24 protein-coding genes are annotated in these 22401 nt (G+C 44.4%); 22 read left to right on the top strand and 2 right to left on the bottom strand.

The annotated features are described in order from the left end of the window. Positions 1 to 153 precede the first annotated feature (153 nt). From ACMXYS_RS02940 to djlA, 3 genes are read left to right on the top strand one after another with little or no spacing between them, the layout of a single operon-like run. Positions 154 to 1206 carry an aminoglycoside phosphotransferase family protein gene (locus tag ACMXYS_RS02940; protein WP_415897534.1) on the top strand — a complete coding sequence of 351 codons (1053 nt, stop codon included), beginning with the start codon at positions 154 to 156 and terminating at the stop codon, positions 1204 to 1206. Beyond that, on the top strand, positions 1203 to 1889 hold the full coding sequence (murU, locus tag ACMXYS_RS02945) for an N-acetylmuramate alpha-1-phosphate uridylyltransferase MurU (RefSeq protein WP_415897535.1): 687 nt from the start codon (positions 1203 to 1205) through the stop codon (positions 1887 to 1889). Before ACMXYS_RS02940 ends, murU begins: the two co-directional genes overlap by 4 nt. Beyond that, positions 1879 to 2700, top strand: coding sequence for a co-chaperone DjlA (djlA, locus tag ACMXYS_RS02950; protein ID WP_415897536.1), 822 nt, complete (start codon positions 1879 to 1881; stop codon positions 2698 to 2700). The genes murU and djlA overlap by 11 nt, the downstream gene beginning before the upstream one ends. A gap of 9 nt (positions 2701 to 2709) precedes the next feature. On the opposite strand, the gene ACMXYS_RS02955 is transcribed toward djlA, so the two are convergent. Next, a complete protein-coding gene (locus ACMXYS_RS02955) occupies positions 2710 to 3843 on the bottom strand; it encodes a DUF3530 family protein (protein ID WP_415897537.1) in 1134 nt (377 codons plus the stop codon). 88 nt (positions 3844 to 3931) lie between these two features. Here ACMXYS_RS02955 and rpe point away from each other — a divergent pair, with 88 nt between their 5' ends. From rpe to ACMXYS_RS03050, 19 genes are all read left to right on the top strand, one after another. Next, positions 3932 to 4609 carry a ribulose-phosphate 3-epimerase gene (gene rpe / locus ACMXYS_RS02960; protein ID WP_415883506.1) on the top strand — a complete coding sequence of 226 codons (678 nt, stop codon included), beginning with the start codon at positions 3932 to 3934 and terminating at the stop codon, positions 4607 to 4609. After that, the gene (locus ACMXYS_RS02965; RefSeq protein WP_415897538.1) at positions 4609 to 5283 is read left to right on the top strand and encodes a phosphoglycolate phosphatase; all 675 of its coding nucleotides are present in this window, start codon (positions 4609 to 4611) and stop codon (positions 5281 to 5283) included. Before rpe ends, ACMXYS_RS02965 begins: the two co-directional genes overlap by 1 nt. 649 nt (positions 5284 to 5932) lie before the next feature. Beyond that, complete coding sequence (gene trpE / locus ACMXYS_RS02970; protein WP_415897539.1) at positions 5933 to 7417, top strand: anthranilate synthase component I; 1485 nt, start codon at positions 5933 to 5935, stop codon at positions 7415 to 7417. A 46-nt stretch (positions 7418 to 7463) separates the two neighbouring features. Then, positions 7464 to 8057 (top strand): aminodeoxychorismate/anthranilate synthase component II, encoded by a 594-nt coding sequence (locus tag ACMXYS_RS02975; RefSeq protein ID WP_415897540.1) that lies wholly within the window; start codon positions 7464 to 7466, stop codon positions 8055 to 8057. Positions 8058 to 8075: 18 nt separating this feature from the next. Then, a complete protein-coding gene (gene trpD, locus ACMXYS_RS02980; RefSeq protein ID WP_415897541.1) occupies positions 8076 to 9098 on the top strand; it encodes an anthranilate phosphoribosyltransferase in 1023 nt (340 codons plus the stop codon). A gap of 3 nt (positions 9099 to 9101) precedes the next feature. Then, on the top strand, positions 9102 to 9911 hold the full coding sequence (trpC, locus tag ACMXYS_RS02985; RefSeq protein ID WP_415897542.1) for an indole-3-glycerol phosphate synthase TrpC: 810 nt from the start codon (positions 9102 to 9104) through the stop codon (positions 9909 to 9911). Between the two features lie 18 nt (positions 9912 to 9929). Beyond that, positions 9930 to 10337 (top strand): OsmC family protein, encoded by a 408-nt coding sequence (locus ACMXYS_RS02990; RefSeq protein WP_415884634.1) that lies wholly within the window; start codon positions 9930 to 9932, stop codon positions 10335 to 10337. 221 nt (positions 10338 to 10558) lie between these two features. After that, on the top strand, positions 10559 to 12196 hold the full coding sequence (locus tag ACMXYS_RS02995) for a cache domain-containing protein (RefSeq protein WP_415883522.1): 1638 nt from the start codon (positions 10559 to 10561) through the stop codon (positions 12194 to 12196). A gap of 150 nt (positions 12197 to 12346) precedes the next feature. After that, a complete protein-coding gene (gene rpsF, locus ACMXYS_RS03000; protein WP_415883523.1) occupies positions 12347 to 12766 on the top strand; it encodes a 30S ribosomal protein S6 in 420 nt (139 codons plus the stop codon). 23 nt (positions 12767 to 12789) lie between these two features. Continuing rightward, entirely contained in the window at positions 12790 to 13017 is a 228-nt protein-coding gene (gene rpsR, locus ACMXYS_RS03005; protein ID WP_007020960.1) for a 30S ribosomal protein S18, read from the top strand. 18 nt (positions 13018 to 13035) lie between these two features. After that, positions 13036 to 13890: a hypothetical protein gene (locus ACMXYS_RS03010; protein WP_415897543.1), complete on the top strand. Its 855-nt coding sequence runs from the start codon at positions 13036 to 13038 to the stop codon at positions 13888 to 13890. 37 nt (positions 13891 to 13927) lie between these two features. Next, positions 13928 to 14374, top strand: a complete 447-nt coding sequence (gene rplI, locus ACMXYS_RS03015) for a 50S ribosomal protein L9 (RefSeq protein ID WP_415883525.1) — start codon at positions 13928 to 13930, stop codon at positions 14372 to 14374. A 91-nt stretch (positions 14375 to 14465) separates the two neighbouring features. Beyond that, positions 14466 to 15860 (top strand): replicative DNA helicase, encoded by a 1395-nt coding sequence (gene dnaB / locus ACMXYS_RS03020; RefSeq protein ID WP_415898228.1) that lies wholly within the window; start codon positions 14466 to 14468, stop codon positions 15858 to 15860. A 225-nt stretch (positions 15861 to 16085) separates the two neighbouring features. Then, positions 16086 to 18887: a monovalent cation/H+ antiporter subunit A gene (locus tag ACMXYS_RS03025; protein ID WP_415897544.1), complete on the top strand. Its 2802-nt coding sequence runs from the start codon at positions 16086 to 16088 to the stop codon at positions 18885 to 18887. Beyond that, the gene (locus ACMXYS_RS03030) at positions 18887 to 19243 is read left to right on the top strand and encodes a Na+/H+ antiporter subunit C (RefSeq protein ID WP_415883527.1); all 357 of its coding nucleotides are present in this window, start codon (positions 18887 to 18889) and stop codon (positions 19241 to 19243) included. Before ACMXYS_RS03025 ends, ACMXYS_RS03030 begins: the two co-directional genes overlap by 1 nt. Next, positions 19243 to 20760: a monovalent cation/H+ antiporter subunit D gene (locus ACMXYS_RS03035; protein ID WP_415898229.1), complete on the top strand. Its 1518-nt coding sequence runs from the start codon at positions 19243 to 19245 to the stop codon at positions 20758 to 20760. Before ACMXYS_RS03030 ends, ACMXYS_RS03035 begins: the two co-directional genes overlap by 1 nt. A gap of 3 nt (positions 20761 to 20763) precedes the next feature. Continuing rightward, on the top strand, positions 20764 to 21252 hold the full coding sequence (locus ACMXYS_RS03040) for a Na+/H+ antiporter subunit E (protein ID WP_415897545.1): 489 nt from the start codon (positions 20764 to 20766) through the stop codon (positions 21250 to 21252). Beyond that, positions 21246 to 21515 (top strand): K+/H+ antiporter subunit F, encoded by a 270-nt coding sequence (locus tag ACMXYS_RS03045; protein ID WP_415883529.1) that lies wholly within the window; start codon positions 21246 to 21248, stop codon positions 21513 to 21515. Before ACMXYS_RS03040 ends, ACMXYS_RS03045 begins: the two co-directional genes overlap by 7 nt. 9 nt (positions 21516 to 21524) lie before the next feature. Next, positions 21525 to 21905, top strand: a complete 381-nt coding sequence (locus ACMXYS_RS03050) for a Na+/H+ antiporter subunit G (protein WP_415883530.1) — start codon at positions 21525 to 21527, stop codon at positions 21903 to 21905. 57 nt (positions 21906 to 21962) lie between these two features. Here the strand turns inward: ACMXYS_RS03050 and ACMXYS_RS03055 are convergent, their stop codons facing one another. Further along, entirely contained in the window at positions 21963 to 22394 is a 432-nt protein-coding gene (locus ACMXYS_RS03055; protein ID WP_415883531.1) for an acyl-CoA thioesterase, read from the bottom strand. Positions 22395 to 22401: the final 7 nt, after the last annotated feature.

The raw sequence follows: 22401 nt of genomic DNA on the forward strand, positions 1-22401 counted from the left end.
TCTAAGCAGTGAGTGTAGAGTTCTGCAGGGTTTTTGTTGAGAGTTAAGCATTAATGATTAGCGATGAATTACCGATCACTTCTACCTTTTTGGGTTATCGGAGTGTCATAATAGCTCGTTAAAGCATGTTGTTGGTTTATGGGGCGTATTTAGATGGATCTGCGGTATACAGATTTAAAAGAGTGGTTGTTGGAGATTTTGCCGGGATTTTCGGGGTTTGATAGTCAAAATTGGCAGCTCGAAACTGTATCAGGTGATGCCAGCTTTCGACGTTATTTTCGAGCAATATCCGGTGAAAATACTTGGATAGCTGTGGATGCCCCGCCAGAGAAAGAAGATAGTCGTCCATTTATAGAGGTGGCGACTGCATTGGAGCGAACGGGTGTTCCTGTGCCGCATATTCACAATCATGATCTGTCTAAAGGCTTTATGCTTCTTGGGGATTTTGGTGATGATCTTTATCTAGATCAGCTTTCAGACGAAAGCGTTGATGGTTTGTATGGCGAGGCTTTAAATACCTTGTTGTTGATGCAGAGCTGTCAGCCTGCTCGGGGTAAAGAGTTGCCTTTGTATGATGAAGTGCTACTTCGTCGAGAAGTCGAGTTGTTTCGAGAATGGTTTGTGGAAAAATTACTGGGCGTAAAGTTGAATGATGAGGCGCAGCGCTTAGTCTCTTTTCTTTTTGATTACCTAATTGATTCCGCTTTAGAGCAGCCGAAGGTTTTTGTGCATCGAGATTATCATTCGCGAAATATTATGTATCGCAAGGATTTGGCGCCGGGGATTATCGATTTTCAGGACGCTGTTGAGGGGCCTGTTACATACGATTTAGTGTCTTTGTTACGAGACTGCTATATCGATTGGCCGGATGAAAAGGTCTATGGCTGGGTCGAGGGATACAGACAGGCCTTGATCGCTAATGGTCAGAATATGCCAGACCGAATTTATTTTAAGCGTTGGTTTGATCTAATGGGCGCGCAGCGTCACCTTAAAGCTATAGGGATTTTTGCGCGTTTACATATACGTGATGGTAAATCTGGTTATTTGGCAGATATACCTAGAACCTTGAATTATCTTATTGCCGTGGCGGCTAAAGTTGAGGAGTTAAAGCCAGTTGCGGGATGGATGGTATCGGAATTATTGCCAGCGATGCGTAACAGAGAGCATTTCTCTGACACGGTTTTGGATAATTGGATTGTGTCATGAAGGCAATGATCTTAGCCGCCGGCCTAGGCACCAGAATGCGACCTTTAACGTTAAAAACACCCAAGCCTCTGTTGAAAGTTGCTGATCGAGCTTTAATTGAATACCACATTGAGCGTTTGGTGCGTGCTGGTATTAAAGAAATAGTAATTAATCATGCGTGGCTTGGTGCTCAAATAGAGGAGTATTTAGGGGATGGCTCTAAATACGGTGTTTCAATCAAATATTCTGCTGAAACTGAGCCTCTAGAGACGGCGGGTGGTATTCGAAAGGCATTGTCATTATTAGCTTCTGGTGGTGAAAAGCAGTTTTTACTGGTAAATGGTGATGTCTTTACAAACTACCCATTTGAAAAATTGTTGACTGAGTCTGATGGCTCTCACCTAGTATTGGTGCCGAATCCAGAGCATAACCCTAATGGTGATTTTGGGTTGCAGCAGGGCTGTGTGAATAGTGATGATGAAATAGGTTATACCTTTAGCGGAATTAGTCGTTTATCTATTGAGATGTTTGAAGGTATCGCGTTAGATGAGAAAGTACCATTGGCACCCTTGCTTAGAGAGCAGATGGCTGAAGGTAAGGTTTCAGGTGAGTTGTTCGAGGGTTTCTGGGCAGATATCGGAACACCTGAAAGATTGGATGAGATAAATAGATTAGTGTTGGGGAATCAAATTAATGGCCTTTGATGCACAAGAGGCGGGCGCGCAATTAGGATCAGGCGTTAAGCGGTATTCTACTTCTATATTACTGGGTGCAGCGGTAGGTTTGTTTTCCGGTGGCTTCTGGGGGCTGATATTTGGTGGGTTTGTCGGTTATTTGATTAGTCGCGCTCTGACCAAAGCCGTGGCTGCCGTAAACCCTCAAGAAGCCTTTTTTAAAGCAACTTTTTCCGTTATGGGGCGAATTGCGAAGGCAGATGGGCGCGTAACAGAAGATGAGATTCAATTTGCGCGAAATGTAATGACACAAATGCGCTTAACCGATGAGCGTAAGCGCGAGGCGATTGATCTTTTTACTCAGGGGAAAAGTGAAGATTTTGAATTTAGTAAAACGGTAAAGCCGCTTGCGATCCTTTTGCGTCACCGACCTACTGTTAAACTGATGTTTATAGAAATTCAATTGCAGGCTGCTATGGCAGATGGTGAGGTAAGCGCGCCAGAACTAAAAATCATTGAAGAGCTTTGCCATCTATTAGAATTTGGTACAAATAGTGTTGAAGAGGTGATCGCTCGCGTCAAAGCGCAGCGAGATTTTTATCAGCACGGTCAAGCTGGTGTTGATGCGGCGGTGCTGTTAAAAGATGCTTATGCGGTTCTAGGTGTGAATGAAAGTGCATCTGATGCTGAGGTGAAAAAAGCTTATCGCCGCCAGATGAGTCAACATCATCCAGATAAATTGGTCTCTAAAGGTTTGCCAGAAGAGATGATCGAGCTGGCCAAAGAAAAATCCCAGGAAATTCAGGCTGCCTACGAACGAATAAAGGTAGCACGAAAATAAGCGCGTTTTTTAGCCTGGAGCTTGTTCTTTATTGCTTTGCTCTTCCGAAGGGATATCTATACTTCGGCTTTGTTGTTCGGCTTTGATAATGTAGGTATTGATCATGCCGCGAACATGTTTGAACAGCCAAGAGTTGTCTTTTTTCCAATTGTCATTGGCTTGCGGTAAACGGCTTTGGTGAAAATTGTTCATGCGTTTATGTCGTGCTAATCGTAATCTTCGTTCAGGCGAGTTTTCTCTGTGATTTGTATTTGTCGATCTGCGTGCAGAATGGTGTAGATCGATAATGGTGGTTTTTATCTCGGGTAAGATTTCTAGCAGTCGCGGAGCGTTCTCTGTTATGGAGTCTCGTGCGTCTAAGAGGACTAAGCGAAGGTTTTGCTGTTCTTGGTGCTTTTGAACGTATTGTGCAGCCCATGTGGCACCTGTGCCGGCCCCTAAAATTACGACTCTATCGACGCCTTTCTCTTTTTTTAGGTGCTCAAATGCGGTGTTGCCTAGGCGGGCTACGATCTCTTGGTAATTCTCTTTTTCTTCCTGTTCTTGCACTGCCTCTGTTGGTGCGTTAGCGGCATTTTCCTGTTGGTTCATTACTGCGTCAGAAGGTGTTTCGGTGTTTTCTGTTGTGGCTTCTTCTTGGGCTTCTACAGGTTCTGTTGAGCTGTCTTGAGGGGTGTCTGGGCTCTGAGTTGGTTTTATAGCCGACAAAACCGGTAGTGTACGTTTTGGCAGAGGAGTTTGAGCCGGTTGGGGTAAAAATACCGCTAATGTATACCAGCCATGATTGGCTAGGCCTGTGCGGATTTGGTTGAGATTTTCTGGCCAGTCCATATGGGTGAGTTCATCCGGGAATATGATGACGCCACCCTGTGGTATTCCGCTGCCTTCGGTTAAATAGTAACCAAGTAATTGTTCCCCATCTTTTCCTGTATCGAGCTGTAGTACCTGAGTGCTGGGGTCAGGGTGTGATGATAGTGCTTGGCGAAGATTGTTTTCTCTACTGGGTTCAGTTCTTTCGACAGTAGGTGTTGATGGTTGAGTTGCGCTGGCTGTTTTTTCAGTACCTGCGTTAGCTTCCTCTTCGGCGGAAAAGGCGGTAGAGGAAATCAAACTAAGAGTAAGGAGAAAAGAATAAAATTTCATATGAACGATTATGAGTAAGAAGCAGGCTGACAGCAAGACGTCTGCTCCGCTAAAATATGCCTAAATTATTTGTAACTGGAAAATATCCATGTCTGATTTCAAAATTGCACCATCGATTCTATCTGCCGACTTTGCGCGTTTAGGCGAAGAAGTTGAAAATGTTTTGGCAGCAGGCGCAGATTATGTGCACTTTGATGTGATGGATAATCATTATGTGCCAAATTTAACGATTGGCCCAATGGTGTGTAGTGCGCTGAGAAAACATGGTATTGAGGCACCAATTGATGTGCATCTGATGGTTAAGCCTGTTGATCGTATTATTGGTGATTTTATTGAGGCCGGTGCCAGCTACATCACTTTCCATCCAGAAGGTTCTGAACATATCGATCGTTCTTTACAGATGATTAAAGACGGCGGTTGTAAATCCGGTTTGGTTTTCAATCCTGCAACGCCATTAAGCCACTTGGAATATGTAATGGATAAAGTGGATATGGTGCTATTGATGTCTGTGAATCCAGGTTTTGGTGGTCAGAAATTCATTCCAGGTACTTTGGATAAACTGCGTCAGGCTCGCGAGATGATTAATCAGAGTGGCCGTGATATCCGCTTGGAGATCGATGGTGGTGTAGGTATTGGTAATATTCGTGAAATTGCAGAAGCGGGTGCTGATACGTTTGTGGCTGGTTCTGCTATCTTCAATACAGATGACTACGCTGCGACTATTGCTCAAATGAGAGCTGAATTGGCTAAAGCGAAGATTGCTTAATGCAAGAGCTGTTTGAAGGGCAAAACCCAAAACTCGTTCTGTTTGATCTAGATGGTACGCTAGTTCATAGCGTGCCTGATTTAGCTCAGGCAATTGATCGAATGCTTGTCGCCATAGAGAGAGTGCCTGCGGGTATCGACAAAGTTGGGCAGTGGGTAGGTAATGGTGCAGCAGTTTTAGTGCGTCGTTCCTTGGCTGGCGATATGGCGGGCGAAGGCGTGGACGAATCCCTATTTGATAAGGCTTATGAGCTTTTTCTTGCGTTTTATGCTGAATCTACTTCTGATCTGAGTGAGTTGTACCCAGGTGTGCTTGAGTGTCTAGAACGGATGCGTGAGCGCGGGGTTAAGCTCGGCGTAGTTACTAACAAGCCAATCTCGTTTACTCATAGTATGTTGGAAGGCTTTGGGATAAGTGATTTCTTTGAGGTGGTTTTGGGTGGAGATAGTCTGTCTGAGCGAAAGCCTCACCCAATGCCTTTACAAGAAGCGATGAAGCGTTGCGATGCCGAACCCCAAAATACCTTAATGGTAGGGGATTCAGTGAATGATGTAGCGGCGGCGCGAGCAGCTGGTTGTCCAGTGGTGTGTGTGCCATACGGATACAATCATGGTGAAGATATTGCTCTCTCAAATCCCGATAAAATTGTCGGGCGTTTAGATCATCTATTCTAAGAATCTTGAGCTTGCGAAATTCAATCTTCGTAAAAAACGATCTTTCATTTAAATAAAATCGATTTTTTATATTTCAGGGCTGAATTTACTCTTGTAGAAGCTCACAGGTCATTCCCCATTTATCAATGGCTTGTACCGCCAAGTCGCTTTTCTGACTTGGCTGATTCTTATCACAGCACTTGTATACCCCGCTTGTCGGGGTTTTTTTTGGTCTGTCTTTTTTCGTAGCGAAGGTTTATACCTTTTGTGGTTCTTCTATTTAATTGCATTTTGCGTTGTTCTTTGGGATTAAAAACAGCAAAAGTCCTCAATTAATGTATGAATAGTAGGCGGTGGTAGTTGATTCAAATAGGGTGCTGCTATATCTTTTGGCTATTCATAAATTTAATTAAACCTGCCGTGATGCTATTTGCTACAGCGACCGTGAAAAATAATGCTGAAAAAGATCGTCTCCCGTACGTGGGTGAACGATGGCGATGGCGTGCCTGATTTTTTAATCAGCAGGCACTGTTAGGGTTGGTTTTTGGCGCATAGATAGATCTCGCTGCTTTTCCTTCTAATGCGTTAGTTCATAAAGTTGGTCCCTTCTTTTATTTAGTGTCTGCTCAGATCGCCCTTGTTATCGTTTTTGGCATTATGAGATAAAGACATGACTCCTGAATTATTTGCGGAACTAGCCGCGCAGAATTACAACCGCATTCCCGTTACACGTGAAGTTTTAGCCGATCTGGATACGCCCTTATCTACCTACAAAAAACTGGCTAATACGGCGTATAGTTACCTTTTAGAATCTGTTGAAGGTGGTGAAAAATGGGGGCGTTACTCCATTATCGGTTTGCCTTGTCGGACGATTTTGAAAGTACATGGCGAAAAAATCTCAATTACAGAAGATGGTAAGGTTATAGAAGAGCTGGAGATGTCTGATCCTTTGGATTTTGTAGAGACATTTCAAGCACGCTACCGCGTACCGCAGTTAGAAGGGATGCCGCGTTTTAATGGTGGTCTGGTCGGATACTTTGGTTATGATTGCGTACGTTATGTTGAGAGGCGTTTAAAAGATAGCTGCCCTGAAGACCTGTTGGGTACACCTGATATTTTGTTGATGGTGTCTGATGAAGTTGTTGTGTTTGACAACCTAGCAGGCAAGTTGATCTTAATCTCACATGCAGATCCAGCTGAAGATCAAGCTTATGAAAAAGCGCAGGCGCGTCTTGATCAGTTGGTAGAGAAACTTCATACAGCTACGCCTTATGAAGCTACTCCAGCTGAGCAGCAGCGTGAAGTATCGGAAGCAGAATTTAAGTCGAGCTATGGTGAACAGGCCTTTAAAGATTCTGTGGATAAAATCAAAGAATACGTTCTTGATGGCGATATCATGCAATGTGTCATTTCTCAGCGCATGTCGATTCCTTTTAAAAGCAAACCGTTAGATCTATACCGAGCGCTACGCTGCCTTAATCCTTCCCCTTACATGTATGTTCTCAATCTTGATGATTTTCATGTGGTTGGTTCCTCTCCTGAAATATTGGCGCGTGTGGAAGGTAATCAGGTGAGTGTTCGTCCGATCGCTGGTACACGTAAGCGTGGTCTTACACCTGAAGAAGATCTGGCTATGGAGCAAGAATTGCTTGCTGATCCAAAGGAGATCGCTGAGCACTTGATGTTGATAGATCTTGGGCGCAACGATGTTGGTCGTGTAGCTGAAATAGGTGGTGTTGAACTCACCGATAAAATGGTTATAGAGCGTTATTCACATGTAATGCACATTGTGTCGAATGTAAACGGCAAGCTGAAGCCGGGTGTTTCTGCGATGGATGTGCTGCGTGCAACTTTACCAGCAGGTACTTTAAGTGGTGCACCTAAAGTACGTGCGATGGAAATTATCGATGAAATGGAGCCAGTGAAGCGCGGCGTTTATGGTGGCGCGGTAGGTTATCTTTCTTGGAATGGTAATATGGATACGGCGATTGCAATTCGTACAGCTGTTATCAAAGATGAAGTGCTGCATATTCAAGCGGGTGCAGGTGTTGTGGCTGACTCTGTGCCGCGTTTGGAGTGGAAAGAAACCATGAATAAAGGCCGTGCAGTATTCAGTGCGGTTGCTATGGTTGAGCGAGGCTTGGATAATCTATGATATTGCAAAATCAATCAGCTAATTTCATCTTATTAGGGGCTGGATAATGTTATTAATGATCGATAACTACGATTCGTTTACATACAACGTAGTTCAGTATCTGGGTGAGCTTGGCGCTGATGTGCGTGTTTATCGTAATGATGAAATTACGATTGAAGAGATCGAAGCGCTCAATCCGGATCATCTTGTTATCTCTCCAGGCCCATGCACCCCAAATGAAGCGGGCGTCTCTGTGGCCGCGATTGAACACTTTGCAGGTAAGTTGCCAATTCTTGGCATCTGTTTAGGTCATCAGAGTATTGGTCAGGCTTTTGGTGGCGATATAGTGCGAGCAAAGCAGGTAATGCACGGTAAAACTTCTCCTGTTCATCATATAGACGCAGGCGTATTTGAAGGGCTAGCACAACCTGTAGAAGTGACTCGTTACCACTCTCTTGTAATTGATCAAAATACACTTCCGGAGTGTTTAGAAGTGACCTCTTGGACTCAAGATGACGAGGGTAATGTCGATGAGATTATGGGTGTTAGACATAAGACTCTAGATATTGAGGGAGTCCAGTTTCACCCTGAATCTATTTTGACGGAGCAAGGCCATGATTTATTGGCTAACTTCTTGAAACGCACTAAGCCTGCAGCTTGAAATTACTAAGGATAATCAATGGATATTAAACAAGCATTAGCTTTGGTTGTGGATCGTCAGGACCTTTGCCAAGAAGATATGCGTGCTGTGATGAATCAGATCATGACAGGGCAAGCGACCGATGCACAAATCGGTGGTTTATTGATCGCTTTGCGTATGAAAGGCGAAACAGTAAATGAAATAACTGGTGCTGCTGATGCAATGCGATCGCTAGCAACGCCTGTGGATATTAATGTGCCTAACGCCGTTGATATTGTAGGCACCGGTGGTGATGGCGCGAATCTGTTTAACGTTTCTAGTGCTTGTTCTTTTGTTGTTGCAGCGGCTGGTGGCCATGTTGCTAAACACGGTAATCGTTCTGTCTCTTCCAGCTCTGGTTCTGCTGACTTGTTAGAAACTGCAGGTATTAATTTAGAGCTTAAGCCTGAAGAAATTGCGCAATGTATTGAGAAGGTTGGTTTGGGCTTTATGTTTGCGCCTCAGCACCACAGTGCGATGAAGCATGCCATTGGTCCTCGTAAAGAGATGTCCTTAAGAACCTTATTTAATATTTTGGGGCCTTTAACTAACCCAGCAGGTGTTAAACATTACCTCTTAGGTGTGTTTGATAAAACACTTTGTCGCCCTCTAGCTGAGGCTTTGCAGGCATTAGGTGCGGTTCATGCGATGGTCGTTCACGCGGCAGAAGGTTTGGATGAAATTAGTTTGGCTGGTGATACCTATGTGGCTGAGCTAAAAGATGGTGAAGTGAGTGAGTATACTTTGACCGCTGATGATGTTGGGCTTAGCAAGCAAACACTAGAGGGTTTGCAAGTAAGTAGCTCTGCTGAAAGTTTGGAAATGATTCAAGCGGCTTTTGCCGGTGAGCATGCCAAAGCGGTTGATATGATTGCTATCAATGCTGGCGCAGCTCTCTATGTTTCGGATCAGGCTGCTAACCTTAAAGAGGGTGTGGCGTTGGCTAAAGAGACTATTTTAAGTGGTGCGGCTGCATCTAAAGTTAAAGAATTGGCTGGCTTTAGTCAGGCATTTAAGGGTTAAGAGATGTCAGATACACCAACGATTTTAAAGAAAATTCTTGCCCGTAAAGCGCAGGAAGTAGCAGAGCGACAGCCAAAAGTTTCTATTGCTGATCTTAAAGCACGTATTGCTGACCAAAAGGGGACTGATTTTGACCCTCGTGGTTTTGTTGCGAATATGGAGAAAGCGATAGCTGAGGGGCGTTCTGCGGTTATTGCTGAAGCTAAGAAGCATAGCCCATCTAAAGGATTGCTAAGAGATCCGTTTGTGCCAGCTGATATTGCTAAATCTTATGAGTTGGGTGGCGCAAGTTGCTTGTCGGTTTTAACAGATAAAGATTATTTCCACGGTAGCGAAGAGTATCTGATGCTGGCGCGAGCTGCCTGTTCTTTGCCGATTATCCGTAAAGACTTTATTGTCGATCCGTACCAGGTTTATGAAGCGCGTGCTATTGGTGCTGACTGCATTCTATTGATTGTATCTGCCTTAGAGGATCAGCAAATGGCTGATTTGAATGGTCTGGCACTTGAGCTAGAAATGGATGTATTAATTGAAGTCCATGGTGCTGACGAGTTGGAGCGTTCCCTTCCGCTAAATAATAAGTTGGTTGGTATTAATAACCGAAATCTACATACCTTTGAGGTGACGTTAAATAATACCTATGATTTGCTGAGCTCTATTTCAGAAGATCGAATTGTCGTTACTGAAAGTGGTATCCATAGTCGCGAAGATGTTCAGGCAATGCGCGAACATAATGTTCATAGCTTCTTAGTGGGTGAAGCGTTTATGCGTGCTGAAAATCCAGGTCAGAAATTAAAAGAATTGTTTGAGTAAGGTTGTAGCTTTATGAGTATGAGTGCCAAGGTTAAATGGGATGGAGATGTGCGTTTTCAAGGCACAACCGGTTCTGGCTTTGATCTAATGATCGATGGCGAGCTGAAGCAGGGGCCTCGCCCTATGGAGCTTATGCTTCTGGGTCTAGGTGGCTGTACTAGCTACGATGTTGTGGGTATTTTGAAAAAGACACGTCAAGATGTGGTTGATTGTGTCGCAGAAATTGAGTCTGAGCGTGCTGACGAAGTACCCGCTGTCTTTACTAAGATCCACATAAAGTTTGTTGTTAGTGGCCGTGGCTTGAGCGAGAAAAAAGTTGAGCGTGCTGTAAAGCTGTCGGCTGAACAATATTGCTCTGCATCCTTGATGCTTGAGCGAGGTGGTGTTGAAATCACCCACAGCTTTGAGATTGTTGAAGTGGAATAATCTCATTTTTGAGTGCTTTTCCTTAGAAAGGGCTGCTTTTTAGTGGCCCTTTTTTATTTTTTACTGGAGTCTATATATTTATCCGCTATATTAGTTGCAATGTTATTTAGTTAGTTGCTTGTTTTTTAAGGTTATTGTTGTCCCTTTTTGATGGGTGTTGGGGGTGTTTGTTATCTCCTAAAAGGGCTTGTATAGGTAAACTTTGGGGATTTGGTGAGGCGATGCGCTTATCGATATCTAAAACGTTGGCTATAGGCATTGTGACGCTGCAGATTGTAACGGTTTGTGTCATTCTGGCCTCATCCTACATTACCACTGAGCAGGTCCTAATAGGCCATGCTCAAAAATTAATGCGCAATTTATCTCGTGAAGTTATCCAGCACTCTGAAGAGTTTCTTTCGCCTGCCCGCTCCGCTGTTAGCTTGACTCAAAGTTTGGCTCGAAATGAAGTAGTAAGTGAAGAGCGTCCTGATGAAATGGAGCAGTATTTCTTTGAGCAGCTCATGTTATTCCCTCATATTGCGGGTATTTACTACGGTAACCTAGATGGAGACTTTTATTTTGTGCGTAGGAGCTCTGAAATAAGCTCGTACCAAATTAAACGCATTAATGAAGATGCTGGGCAGAGAATTGTAACAAATCGTTGGTTTGGTCAGGATCAAGAGTTGGTAAAAACAACTGAAGATCCAAATGATTCTTATGATCCAAGAACTCGCCCATGGTTTACTAAGGCTTTGGGTGAAAGGCAGCAGACCTGGACTGATCCGTATCTATTTTTTACCTCTCAAACACCTGGGATCACCGTAGCTAGTCCTGTTTTTACAAAAGGTGGGGAGCTTATTGGGGTGGTGGGGGTAGATATAGATCTATCAGCACTGTCGGATTTTCTAGGTTATCTGGAATTAAGTGAGCATGCTTCAGCATTAATTATGAATAATAATGGCGATGTGATTGCTCATCGTAATCTTCAAGGTACTTATGCTCAAAATGAAGAGGTCAAGCGTTTGTTGAAGGTGGGGGAGCTGAGTAATAAGGCAACTCGAGCTGCTGTTGATTCCCTTGATCGCTCGCCAGGCTGGTATGTATTGAATACAGCTGTTAATACGAGTTATTTGCACGAAGGGAAAAAATACCACGCAGTATTTACGCCCTTTTCAGATAATTGGCCTTGGCTCTTAGGCTTGTATGTGCCGGAAGATGACTTCCTTACAGAAATTAAAGCAAATCAGAAATTTAACTTTATCGTTGCAGGAGGGATAACATTAGTCAGTTTGATTATTGGTATCTGGTTTGCGCGATCGCTTTCTCGTCCTATCGTTAGGTTACAGAAGAGCGTTGAGTCCGTAAAAAAAGGCCAGTTAGAAGTTAATATCGATGCTGGAGGCAGTATCTTTCATGATATTTCCGACACAACGCACGCCTTTAAAGGTTTGGTGGACTTTCTAAAAGATAATCAGCAAAAGAGTGAGGCCTTGCGAAAGCGATTAACTCAACAGGCTCACTTTATGGAAGCTGTATTGGCGAACATTGATAGCGGCGTAGTTGTTTGTGATGTCGATGGTCGTTTTGTTTATTCAAATAGAGTGGTGAATCAACTTAGAGGGTTACCTGAAGGTGCGCATCTAGAGCGTTTTGAGGATGCTCCATTTAAGTTATTTGCTGCTGATGGTGTAACTCAATTAGATAATTCACAATGGCCAATATTTAGAGCGTTAAATGGTGAGCATATATCAAACCTAGAGATTGTTATTGTTTCAAATACGAGCGAGCCTAAACGTGTTTATGTCAGTGGTCAGCCGCTATTTGATACTTCCGGTGAGAAGCTTGGTGCTTATGTGTCGATGCATCAAGTGAGTTGATGTTTTCTAAATGCCTCTCTTGCTAGTCTTTCCCTTGCATAGCTCTTGTTAGGCGCGTAGAATTACGCGTCCTTTGGAGAACTATTTCCAATCTCCTTGCTGCCTACCACATGGTGTGGTCAGGGGGCTATTAACCCGAAAGGAGCTAAAATGCGTCATTATGAAATCGTATTTCTGGTTCACCCGAACCAGAGTGAGCAGGTTTCTGCGATGGTTGAGCGTTACACCTCTCTAATTGAAGGTGCAGAAGGCACAATTCATCGTCTAGAAGACTGGGGCCGCCGTCAGTTGGCTTACCCAATCAACAATGCTCATAAAGCACACTATGTCCTGATGAACATCGAATGTGGTCAGGAAACTCTAGACGAGCTGGAAAACCTATTCCGTTACAACGACGCTGTTCTGCGTAACATGGTTATCCGTCGTAAAGAAGCGATCACTGAGATCTCTCCAATCAAAGCTGCTGAATCTCGCGAAGAGCGTAAACCTCGCCGTGAAGAAAAGCCTGCTGAAAAGCCAGCTGAAGAAGCAGCACCTGCTGCGGAAGCTTCTGAAGAAGCTGCTGAGTAATTTAATTTCTGAGGAGAGATACAATGGCTCGTTTTTTCCGCCGTCGTAAGTTCTGCCGTTTTACGGCTGAAGGTGTTCAAGAGATCGATTACAAAGATCTGGACACGCTAAAAGGTTACATCACCGAAACTGGCAAAATCGTACCTAGCCGTATTACAGGTACTAAAGCGCGTTACCAGCGTCAGCTGGCTACTGCTATCAAGCGTGCTCGTTTCGTAGCGCTACTACCTTACACTGATAGCCATCAGTAATTAGGTAGGAGAGTCGCTATGCGTGCCTTGGCCGAATTGGTCATGAAAGGCCGTAAACAAGCGGCTTTTGTGGCGGTTATCGCCGCCTTGCTGCCATTACTTTATTGGGTAAGTGCAGCTGCCGTCGCTTTGGTTACTTTACGTAAAGGCCGAAGTGAAGGCACCGGACTACTGATTTGGGCATTATTGCCTGCAGGAGTCTGGGCATACAGTGTGTCCGACCCGACACCACTGGCTGTAATTGTAGGAACATATATCCTTGCAATTACTTTGAGAGAGACGGTTTCTTGGGCAAAAGTGCTTATGATTGCACTCCCTGTAGGAGCTATAGCGAGCGTAGGCATGGATATTATGCTTAGCAGCTATCTCGATGAGGTAATTAAGCAGTTAGATAAGTTTTTAGTGCAGTCAGCTAGTCAAGCCAACCAAGAGGTTAAGCTTGATCCTGAGCAGCTAAGGCAGCTCATGTTGGGCGGTTTAACATCAGTGCATACGGTAATGATGCTTGTCAGTGTAATGCTGGCACGCTCTTGGCAAGCTGGGTTATACAACCCGAGCGGTTTTCAGCGAGAGTTTCATGTATTGAGACTGCCTCAGCTGTATACAGGAGTGTTAATAGCGGCATCGTTCGTTTGCTACCAGTTAGATCTGGAGTCGTTACGCTGGTTACCACTGTTGCTGTTACCTTGGATCATTGCGGGTATCGCATTGGTGCATGGCAGTTTGGCTAAACGTGATTTAGGAAGGTCTTGGTTGGTTGCCTTTTATGTTGCAGCCTTCTTTATGGGACCGTATGTGATTACGCTGCTGGTATTTGCGGCTGCTATTGATAGTTTTGTTGATATCAGATCGCGAATTCCAGTTAAGAATTAGGACTGCAATTCTTTGCAGAACAAAAGAGGTTTACGAGATGGAAGTTATTCTGCTCGAGAAAATTGGTAAGCTAGGTAACCTCGGTGACAAAGTTTCCGTAAAAAGCGGTTTCGGTCGTAACTACCTAGTACCGCAGGGCAAAGCTGTTCCTGCAACTGAAGCTAACGTTGCTAAATTTGAAGAGCGTCGTGCTGAGCTAGAAGCTGCAGCTGCAGAAAAACTAGCTGCTGCTACTGCACGTGCTGAAGCACTGAACGAGAAAGAAGTTACTATCACTGCTAAGTGTGGTGACGAAGGTAAACTGTTCGGTTCTATCGGTACTCGTGACATCGCTGACGCTGTAACTGCTGCTGGTGCAGACGTTGATAAGAGTGAAGTTCGTCTACCTGAAGGTGCTCTACGCGCTATCGGTGAATTCGACATCGCTATTCAACTACACCCAGAAGTTACTGCTACAGTTAAGCTAGCTGTTGTAGGCGAGTAATCGTCTTTAGCTAAGCCGTACTGTACTGTACTATAAAGCACTGCGTGGATTTTCCATGCGGTGCTTTTTTGTTTTTAGGCTGTTGTGAATGATGGAAAAAAGTGAACTAACGGATGAAGATCTAGCAAGGATTAAAGTGCCTCCCCATTCGATGGAAGCTGAGCAATCGGTTTTGGGTGGCTTGATGCTTGATAACAATGCTTGGGATACCGTATCTGAGGTGGTCCTAGATGATAACTTCTATCGTCAGGAGCATCGCAAAATCTATCGTACGATGCGTAAGCTCGTTAATGATGGCAATCCGATTGATGTTGTTACTTTATCTGAAGAATTGGATCGTACCGGTGATCTAGAAGGTGCGGGCGGGCTAGATTATTTGATCGAGCTTGCTAAGAACACACCAAGTGCGTCTAACATCCGTGCTTATTCCGAAATTGTGCGCGACCGTTCGCTTTTGCGTCAAATGATCTCGGCAGCCAATGAAATTGCAGATGATGCATTTAACCCGGATGGCAAAACCTCCGAAGAGATACTGAACTCTGCGGAGCAAAAGATCTTCCAAATTGCGGAAGATCGCCCTAATCAAGGCGGCCCTGAGGGTGTAAATGAACTGCTGAAAAAAGCAGTAGATCGAATTGATACCCTCTTTAACAGTGATGGGGATATGACCGGTGTAACTACCGGGTTTGATGATCTTGATGCCAAAACGGCGGGTCTGCAGCCTTCTGACCTAATTATTGTTGCTGCGCGTCCATCGATGGGTAAAACCACGTTTGCCATGAACTTGGTGGAAAATGCCTTAATGGCGAGTAATAAGCCTGTTTTGGTATTTAGTTTGGAGATGCCTGCGGAACAGTTGATGACGCGTATGTTGTCTTCGTTGGGTCGTATCGATCAGACGCGAGTGCGGACTGGTTCGTTGGAAGAAGAGGATTGGCCTAAACTAACAACGGCCGTCAATATGATGCGCGATAAGCCGTTGTTTATTGATGATCAGGCCGGTATTAGCCCTAACGAGTTACGTACCCGTGCACGTCGTATTGTACGTGAGCATGGTCCTTTATCACTGATCATGATTGACTATCTGCAGCTTATGCAGATGAAAACCCCGGGTATCGAGAGTCGTACCCAAGAGATTTCTGAAATATCTCGTTCTTTGAAGGCGATTGCGAAAGAGCTTGAATGCCCTGTTGTTGCCTTGTCTCAGCTTAACCGTACGCTTGAGCAGCGTCCGAATAAGCGTCCTGTAAACTCAGATTTGCGTGAATCGGGTGCGATTGAGCAGGATGCCGACGTGATTATGTTTATCTACCGTGATGAAGTTTATAACGAGGATTCAGAACACAAAGGTGTAGCTGAAATCATCATAGGTAAGCAGCGTAACGGCCCAATCGGTACGAGTCGTTTGGCCTTTATTGGTAAGTACACCAAGTTTGAAAACCTTGCACCTGATGTCTATGCGCAATATGTGGGTATGGATGATTAAATTGCATTTTATTCGGTGCAGAAGTATTGAGCGAATCTTTAGTTTAAGACTGCTTTGTTCTTAAGTTGTCTAGAATGAACTCAAGGAGGCGAGTTGTCATGGACAGTGTGGTCAAAAACATACAGAATTAGAGTGTTTTCATAACCTTATGTAGGGTTGTTTGTTAGCTGTGAAAACAAATTTCTATCCATTCTTGGTGATGGGATTAACCGGAAAAAGACACGTATGAAATTGTTTGCGGTATTGTTATTACCTTTATTGGGCAGCCTTGTGCCATTGTATGCTGCTCGTTTTAGTCGAACCGTCTGTACTATTTTAACTGCGATTGCACCTGCAGTTGCTTTAGGGATAGTTCTCTCTATCAGTCCTCAGTTACTCCAAGGCGAGGTATTTGCTTACGCTGTCGATTGGGTGCCTGCGGCTGGTTTGGAGCTATCTGTTAGGCTCGATGGTTTAAGCTTCCTTTTCTTATTATTGATATTGGGCATTGGTCTTTTGATCATTTTGTATGCTCGGTATTACTTATCCCAGAAAGACTCTATAGGTAAATTCTTTGCCTATTTGATGCTGTTCATGACCGCTATGGTGGGGATCGTTGCTTCGGGTAACTTGATCCAAATGTGGTTCTTCTGGGAATTGACCAGTATTAGTTCCTTCCTGCTTATTAGTTTTTGGTCAGATAAAACAGAAGCTCGTAAAGGCGCGCGTATGGCGCTTACTGTGACAGGTGCGGGTGGTTTAGCGCTGTTAGCAGGCGTGATTTTAATTGGCCAAGTGGTTGGCAGTTATGATCTTCAAGCAGTGCTCGACAGTGGTAACTTAATTCGAGAATCTGCTCAGTATCCATTTATTTTGGTATTGGTACTTTTGGGGGCTTTTACAAAGTCTGCTCAGTTCCCATTCCACTTCTGGCTGCCAAATGCGATGGCAGCTCCGACGCCTGTGAGTGCATACCTTCACTCAGCGACGATGGTAAAAGCGGGTATCTTCCTGATGGCACGTTTCTACCCAGTGCTGTCTGGAACAGATATGTGGTTCCTGATTGTGAGCATCACAGGCCTATGTACACTGTTGGTCGGTGCCTATATAGCGCTCTTTAAGCACGATTTAAAAGGTCTTCTTGCTTACTCGACTATCAGTCATCTAGGCTTGATTACGCTGTTGTTGGGTATGGACACACGAATGGCTGCAGTCGCTGCAATCTTTCATATCATCAACCATGCTACCTTCAAAGCGTCGCTCTTTATGGCGGCGGGCATTATTGATCACGAGGCTGGCTCACGCGATATGCGTCAGCTAAATGGCTTGTGGAAATATATGCCATATACCGCGACCTTAGCGATTATCGCAGCGGCGTCTATGGCGGGTGTGCCGTTACTAAATGGCTTCCTATCTAAAGAGATGTTTTTCACGGAAGCATTGGATCAAGCAACTTTAGGTTCACTCTCTTGGGTTATACCTGTATTGGCGACAATGGGTGCGGCATTCTCGGTTGCTTACTCATTACGTTTTATCCACGATGTCTTCTTTAATGGAGAGCCGATTAATTTGCCGAAAACACCGCATGAACCGCCTCGTTATATGAAAGTGCCTGTAGAAATTTTGGTCGCTATTTGTATAGTTGTGGGCTTGGTTCCAGGCATCGTTGTTATTGATCTACTGAATGCAGCTTCAATCGCTACCTTACAAGGTCCAATGCCAGAATTTAGCTTAGCGATTTGGCACGGTTTTAACGTACCGTTGTTGATGAGTGTGCTGGCCATGCTCGGTGGCTTTATCATCTACTATAACCGTAAAAAGCTTTTCCAATTCCAAGGCCAATTCCCAGAGCCTGATTCTAAATTGGTATTTGAGGGCTGGGTGCAAAGGCTAGTTAACTCAACTCGCGCAGTTAATGAGTGGATTGAAAACGGTTCGTTGCAACGTTATTTATCCATTTTCTTGTTTATGATCTTTGCTGTTTCTGTGATGCCTCTAGTGTATTTACAAGAAACCGCAGGGAATAGATCACAAATACCGCTTGATTATGCCTCGGGTACAGCCGCTTTGCTGTTGATCCTTGCTGCTATTGCGACCATGGTTTGGCACAGAAAACGTTTGACCTCTCTACTGATGCTTTCTGTCGTAGGTCTCATCGTGTCGGTAGCCTTTACTCGTTTCTCTGCGCCAGACTTGGCTCTGACGCAGTTGGCTGTAGAAGTAGTAACCGTGATTCTACTGATGCTTGCATTGTTCTTCTTACCTAAGAATACGCCGAAAGAATCGTCCCCTCGACGCCTAGTTCGTGACCTAAGTATCTCGGCTTTGATTGGTGGCATCATTGGTACGGTTAACTACGCGATGATGACGCGTCCGCTTGAATCAATCTCTGATTTCTTTGTTGCGAACAGTAAAACGGGCGGTGGCGGTACCAACGTGGTCAACGTGATTCTGGTGGACTTCCGTGGTTTTGATACCTTTGGTGAAATTACGGTGCTGGGTATTGCCGCGTTGGGTATCTATAAACTGATTGTTCGTATGCGTCTTTACATGCCTTCTGGTGATGAGCATGGCCGTCATTGGAGCACTGATTCCCATCCAATGGTACTGTCGACGATTTCTCAGATGTTACTGCCTTTGGCGTTAATGGTCTCAGTTTACATCTTCTTGCGCGGCCATAATGAACCGGGCGGTGGTTTCATTGCAGGTCTTATCACGGCCGTGGCAATAATCCAGCAATACATTGCTAATGGTGTTGAATGGATGAAAGAGAATATCCGTCTGAAATATCAGGCACTAATAGGTTCTGGCCTGTTGATCGCATTTATGACGGGGGTAGGTAGTTTCATATTCGACCGTCCATTCCTAACTTCATGGTTCGATTACTTCAAATGGCCTTGGGTCGGTAAATTTGAGCTGGCGAGTGCCATGATGTTCGACTTGGGTGTTTATCTCACTGTTGTTGGTGCAACCATGATGATTTTGGCGAACCTAGGTAAATTGACAACTTCAGAACGAGTAGACGCTCGTGAGTTGGAGAATATGTAATGGAATTAATGTATGCGCTCTGCGTGGGTGTGTTAACGACCTGCGGTATTTTTCTGACTCTTCGAGGTCGAACCTTCCCTGTAGTGATGGGACTGACAATGCTGTCCTATGCTGTAAACCTCTTCCTATTCTCCAGCGGTAGACTGGTTGTTAATGGGGCTGCTATTTTAGGTTCGTCTGAACAATATGCAGATCCTCTGCCTCAAGCATTGGTGTTGACTGCCATCGTGATTGGCTTCGCGATGACTGCGTACGCGGTTATCTTAGCTATGAGGGCTCGTGCGGATTTGGGTAATGACCATGTTGATGGGCGTGAAAAAGCTTTGGATATTGAGAAGAAGGATAAGTCGAAATGATGCAGCACCTTCCGATTTTACCTGTTTTGCTGCCAATGCTAACGGCAGTACTTATGATGCTGCCGCCTTTCTCTACGACGCTAAACCGTCAGAGGTTCATCACTTTTGTTGGTGCAGCAGTTACTTTAATTGTCGCAATTCAGTTACTGATTACGGCGGGTAGCGGTGAAATTACCATTTATCAGTTAGGTAACTGGCAAGCGCCATTCGGTATTGTTCTTGTCGCTGATCGCTTATCTAGTTTGATGATCTTGCTAACCATGGTTCTGGCCTTTGGTGCTTTGCTCTATGGTGCCGCAGGGGATGATCGAACAGGTATGTTCTTCTATCCGCTGTTTATGTTCCAGTTGATGGGGATAAACGGCGCATTCCTTACAGGGGATATCTTTAACCTGTTCGTATTCTTCGAGGTGCTATTGCTTGCTTCTTATGCGTTGGTTGTTCACGGCGGTGGTAAGCAGAAAACGTTGGCGAGCGTACATTATGTAACGCTAAATCTAGTGGGTTCAGCACTATTCCTTTTCGCTCTAGGGATTATGTATGGGGTGCTAGGTACCCTGAATATTGCCGATATGGCAGTGAAAATTCGTACCTTGTCTGGCGAAGATAAATTGCTCGCGCAAATCGGCGGGATGATGCTTTTACTTGTCTTTGGTTTAAAATCTGCGATGTTCCCGCTGCACTTCTGGCTGTCGAGAACCTATTCAAGTGTTAGTGCTCCTGTAGCTGCATTATTCGCGATTATGACCAAGGTAGGGATATACAGTATCTTGCGTATCTTTACTGTAGGTTTTGGTGACTATGCCGGAGAGTTAGCTAATCTTGCTGGTCCTTGGCTATGGCCGATCGCGGTACTTACGCTCGTTATGGGGGCTATAGGCGCTCTAGCAAGTCAGACATTGCGTATGTTGGTTTCTAATCTAGTGATTGTTTCTGTCGGTACACTACTGTGTGCTTTGGCTATCAATACACCTGAATCTGCATCCGCGGCACTTTATTATCTGATCCATTCAACGCTTATTACTGGCGCGATGTTCCTACTTGCTGACGCAATTGCCGAACAGAGGGGTAAAGTTTCAGATCGTTTTGCTCGATCTCGTAGAATGTGTCAGTCGCTTCCGCTTGGAATTGCGTTTGCGTTAGCCGCTATTTCAATGATCGGTTTGCCGCCTTTCTCAGGTTTCTTGGGTAAAGTGATGATACTGCAAACGGCTGTGGAGCCTGCAGAGATGGCGTGGGCGTGGTCTGCTATTTTGCTCGCTAGTTTAATGGGCGTTGTAGCCATGTCCCGAGGCGGTTCTACTTTGTTTTGGCGAGTCAGTGGTGATGCAAACCACTGTGAAAAATTACCAAAAGTGAAGTTTGTTTCTGTTTTCTTCCTGCTAGTTATGTCTCCACTGTTAGTTATTTTTGGTGGCCCCGTAACTGAATTTACACAGGAAACCGCGAACCAAATTTATCAGCAAGCAGAAAATCCTTATATGCTGCTGCCAGCGTCAAATGAGAATGGAGGTTAAGGTATGCGTATGATCTTTCCTATGCCTTGGCAAAGCTTAATTTTATTTGTCGTTTGGCTGTTGCTGAATGAATCGGTAGCACCGGGTCATCTGGTATTAGCTTCTATCTTAGCGATTGGGATTCCTTTGTTGTTAAGAGGAACTCAACTTCACCGGTTAAATATTAACAAGCCGGTTCAAGTGGTCTTATATGCTCTGAAAGTGTTAGGAGATATTGTCTCAGCCAACTTTGAAGTAGCTGTTCAGGTACTTGGTCCTACCAAGCGTTTGAAGCCAGGTTTTTTAGCGATTCCTTTAGATATAGAGGGCGACTTTCCTATCACTGTATTGGCCAGTACGATCTCTTTAACGCCAGGAACAGTGAGTGCTGAAGTATCCATAGATCAAAAATGGTTATATGTGCATGCACTTAACCTTGTAGATGAGGCTGGAACTATAAAAGAGATTAAAGAGCGCTACGAGCAGCCATTGAAGGAGATTTTTGGATGTTAATGTTCTGTCTTATTGCTGCTACAGCCATGGTTGTGATTGCGATGACGCTCAACCTTGTAACCTTGTTTAATGGTCCGGATCAGCCAGATCGCATTTTGGCGTTGGATACTATGTATATTAATAGTATTGCTTTGATCCTTTTGTTTGGCTTGATTATGGGCACATCGCTCTATTTTGAAGCTGCTCTTTTGATTGCAATGTTAGGTTTCGTAAGTACAGCGGCATTGTGTAAATATCTGTTACGTGGCGACATCATTGAGTAGGAATTAAGCATGGGTTTTTATATTGAGCTAATTGGCTCGGCATTGCTGCTAATGGGTGGAGCTTTTGTTCTTTTAGGCTCGATCGGGTTAATGAAAATGCCTGATTTTTATATGCGTTTGCATACACCGACGAAAGCTACAACCTTAGGCATGGGGGCTATTCTGATTGCTTCGATGTTGATCACTTCGTACCGTAATGGTGGCGTGAGTGCTCACGAACTTTTGATTACGATCTTCCTTTTCATTACAGCGCCTGTAAGTGCAATGATGTTGGCTAAAACAGCATTACACCTGCAGGTAAAAATCAATAAAGGCAGCGTAAATGAAGAGTTAGCTGAACCCGCAAAACATCGAGAACCGCCGGGGCAAAGCGAAAAGTCTGAAGGTTAAATTGAATCTGAAAAAGGGGGCATTAAGTGCCCCTTTTTTTGTGTTTAGAAAATTGATTTAAGCATCTCTAATGACTTTGTTTATAAAGGCTTCTGGCACAGCAGTAACGCTACGTTTATCGTAATCGAAAAAAACGACGCCAGTCTTTGCATGAGCCACTTCAACAGCGGTTTTCTTGTTGGTTATCAGATAGAAAAAGTCGAAGCCATACTTATTAATATCAGCTAAGGCGATATCGATCTGAAGTTGGTCGCCATGAAACCCTTCTGCTTTGTATACGATGGCTGAGTCAGTCATGATAAGACCGAGCCCTTCAATATCTAACTCTCCATAATGATAATGGCTGAGGAAGCGAATGCGCGCTTCATGCACGATAGAGAGCATGGCATCGTTACTTAGATGGCCACCGTAATTAATATCACTGATTCGCACAGGTAATTCTGTGGAAAAAATATAGTTGTCAGGCATGTCTAGCTTAATGCGGGCCATATCTAAT

The sequence above is a fragment of the Neptuniibacter sp. QD57_21 genome (assembly GCF_047778075.1).
Classification (GTDB): domain Bacteria; phylum Pseudomonadota; class Gammaproteobacteria; order Pseudomonadales; family Balneatricaceae; genus Neptuniibacter.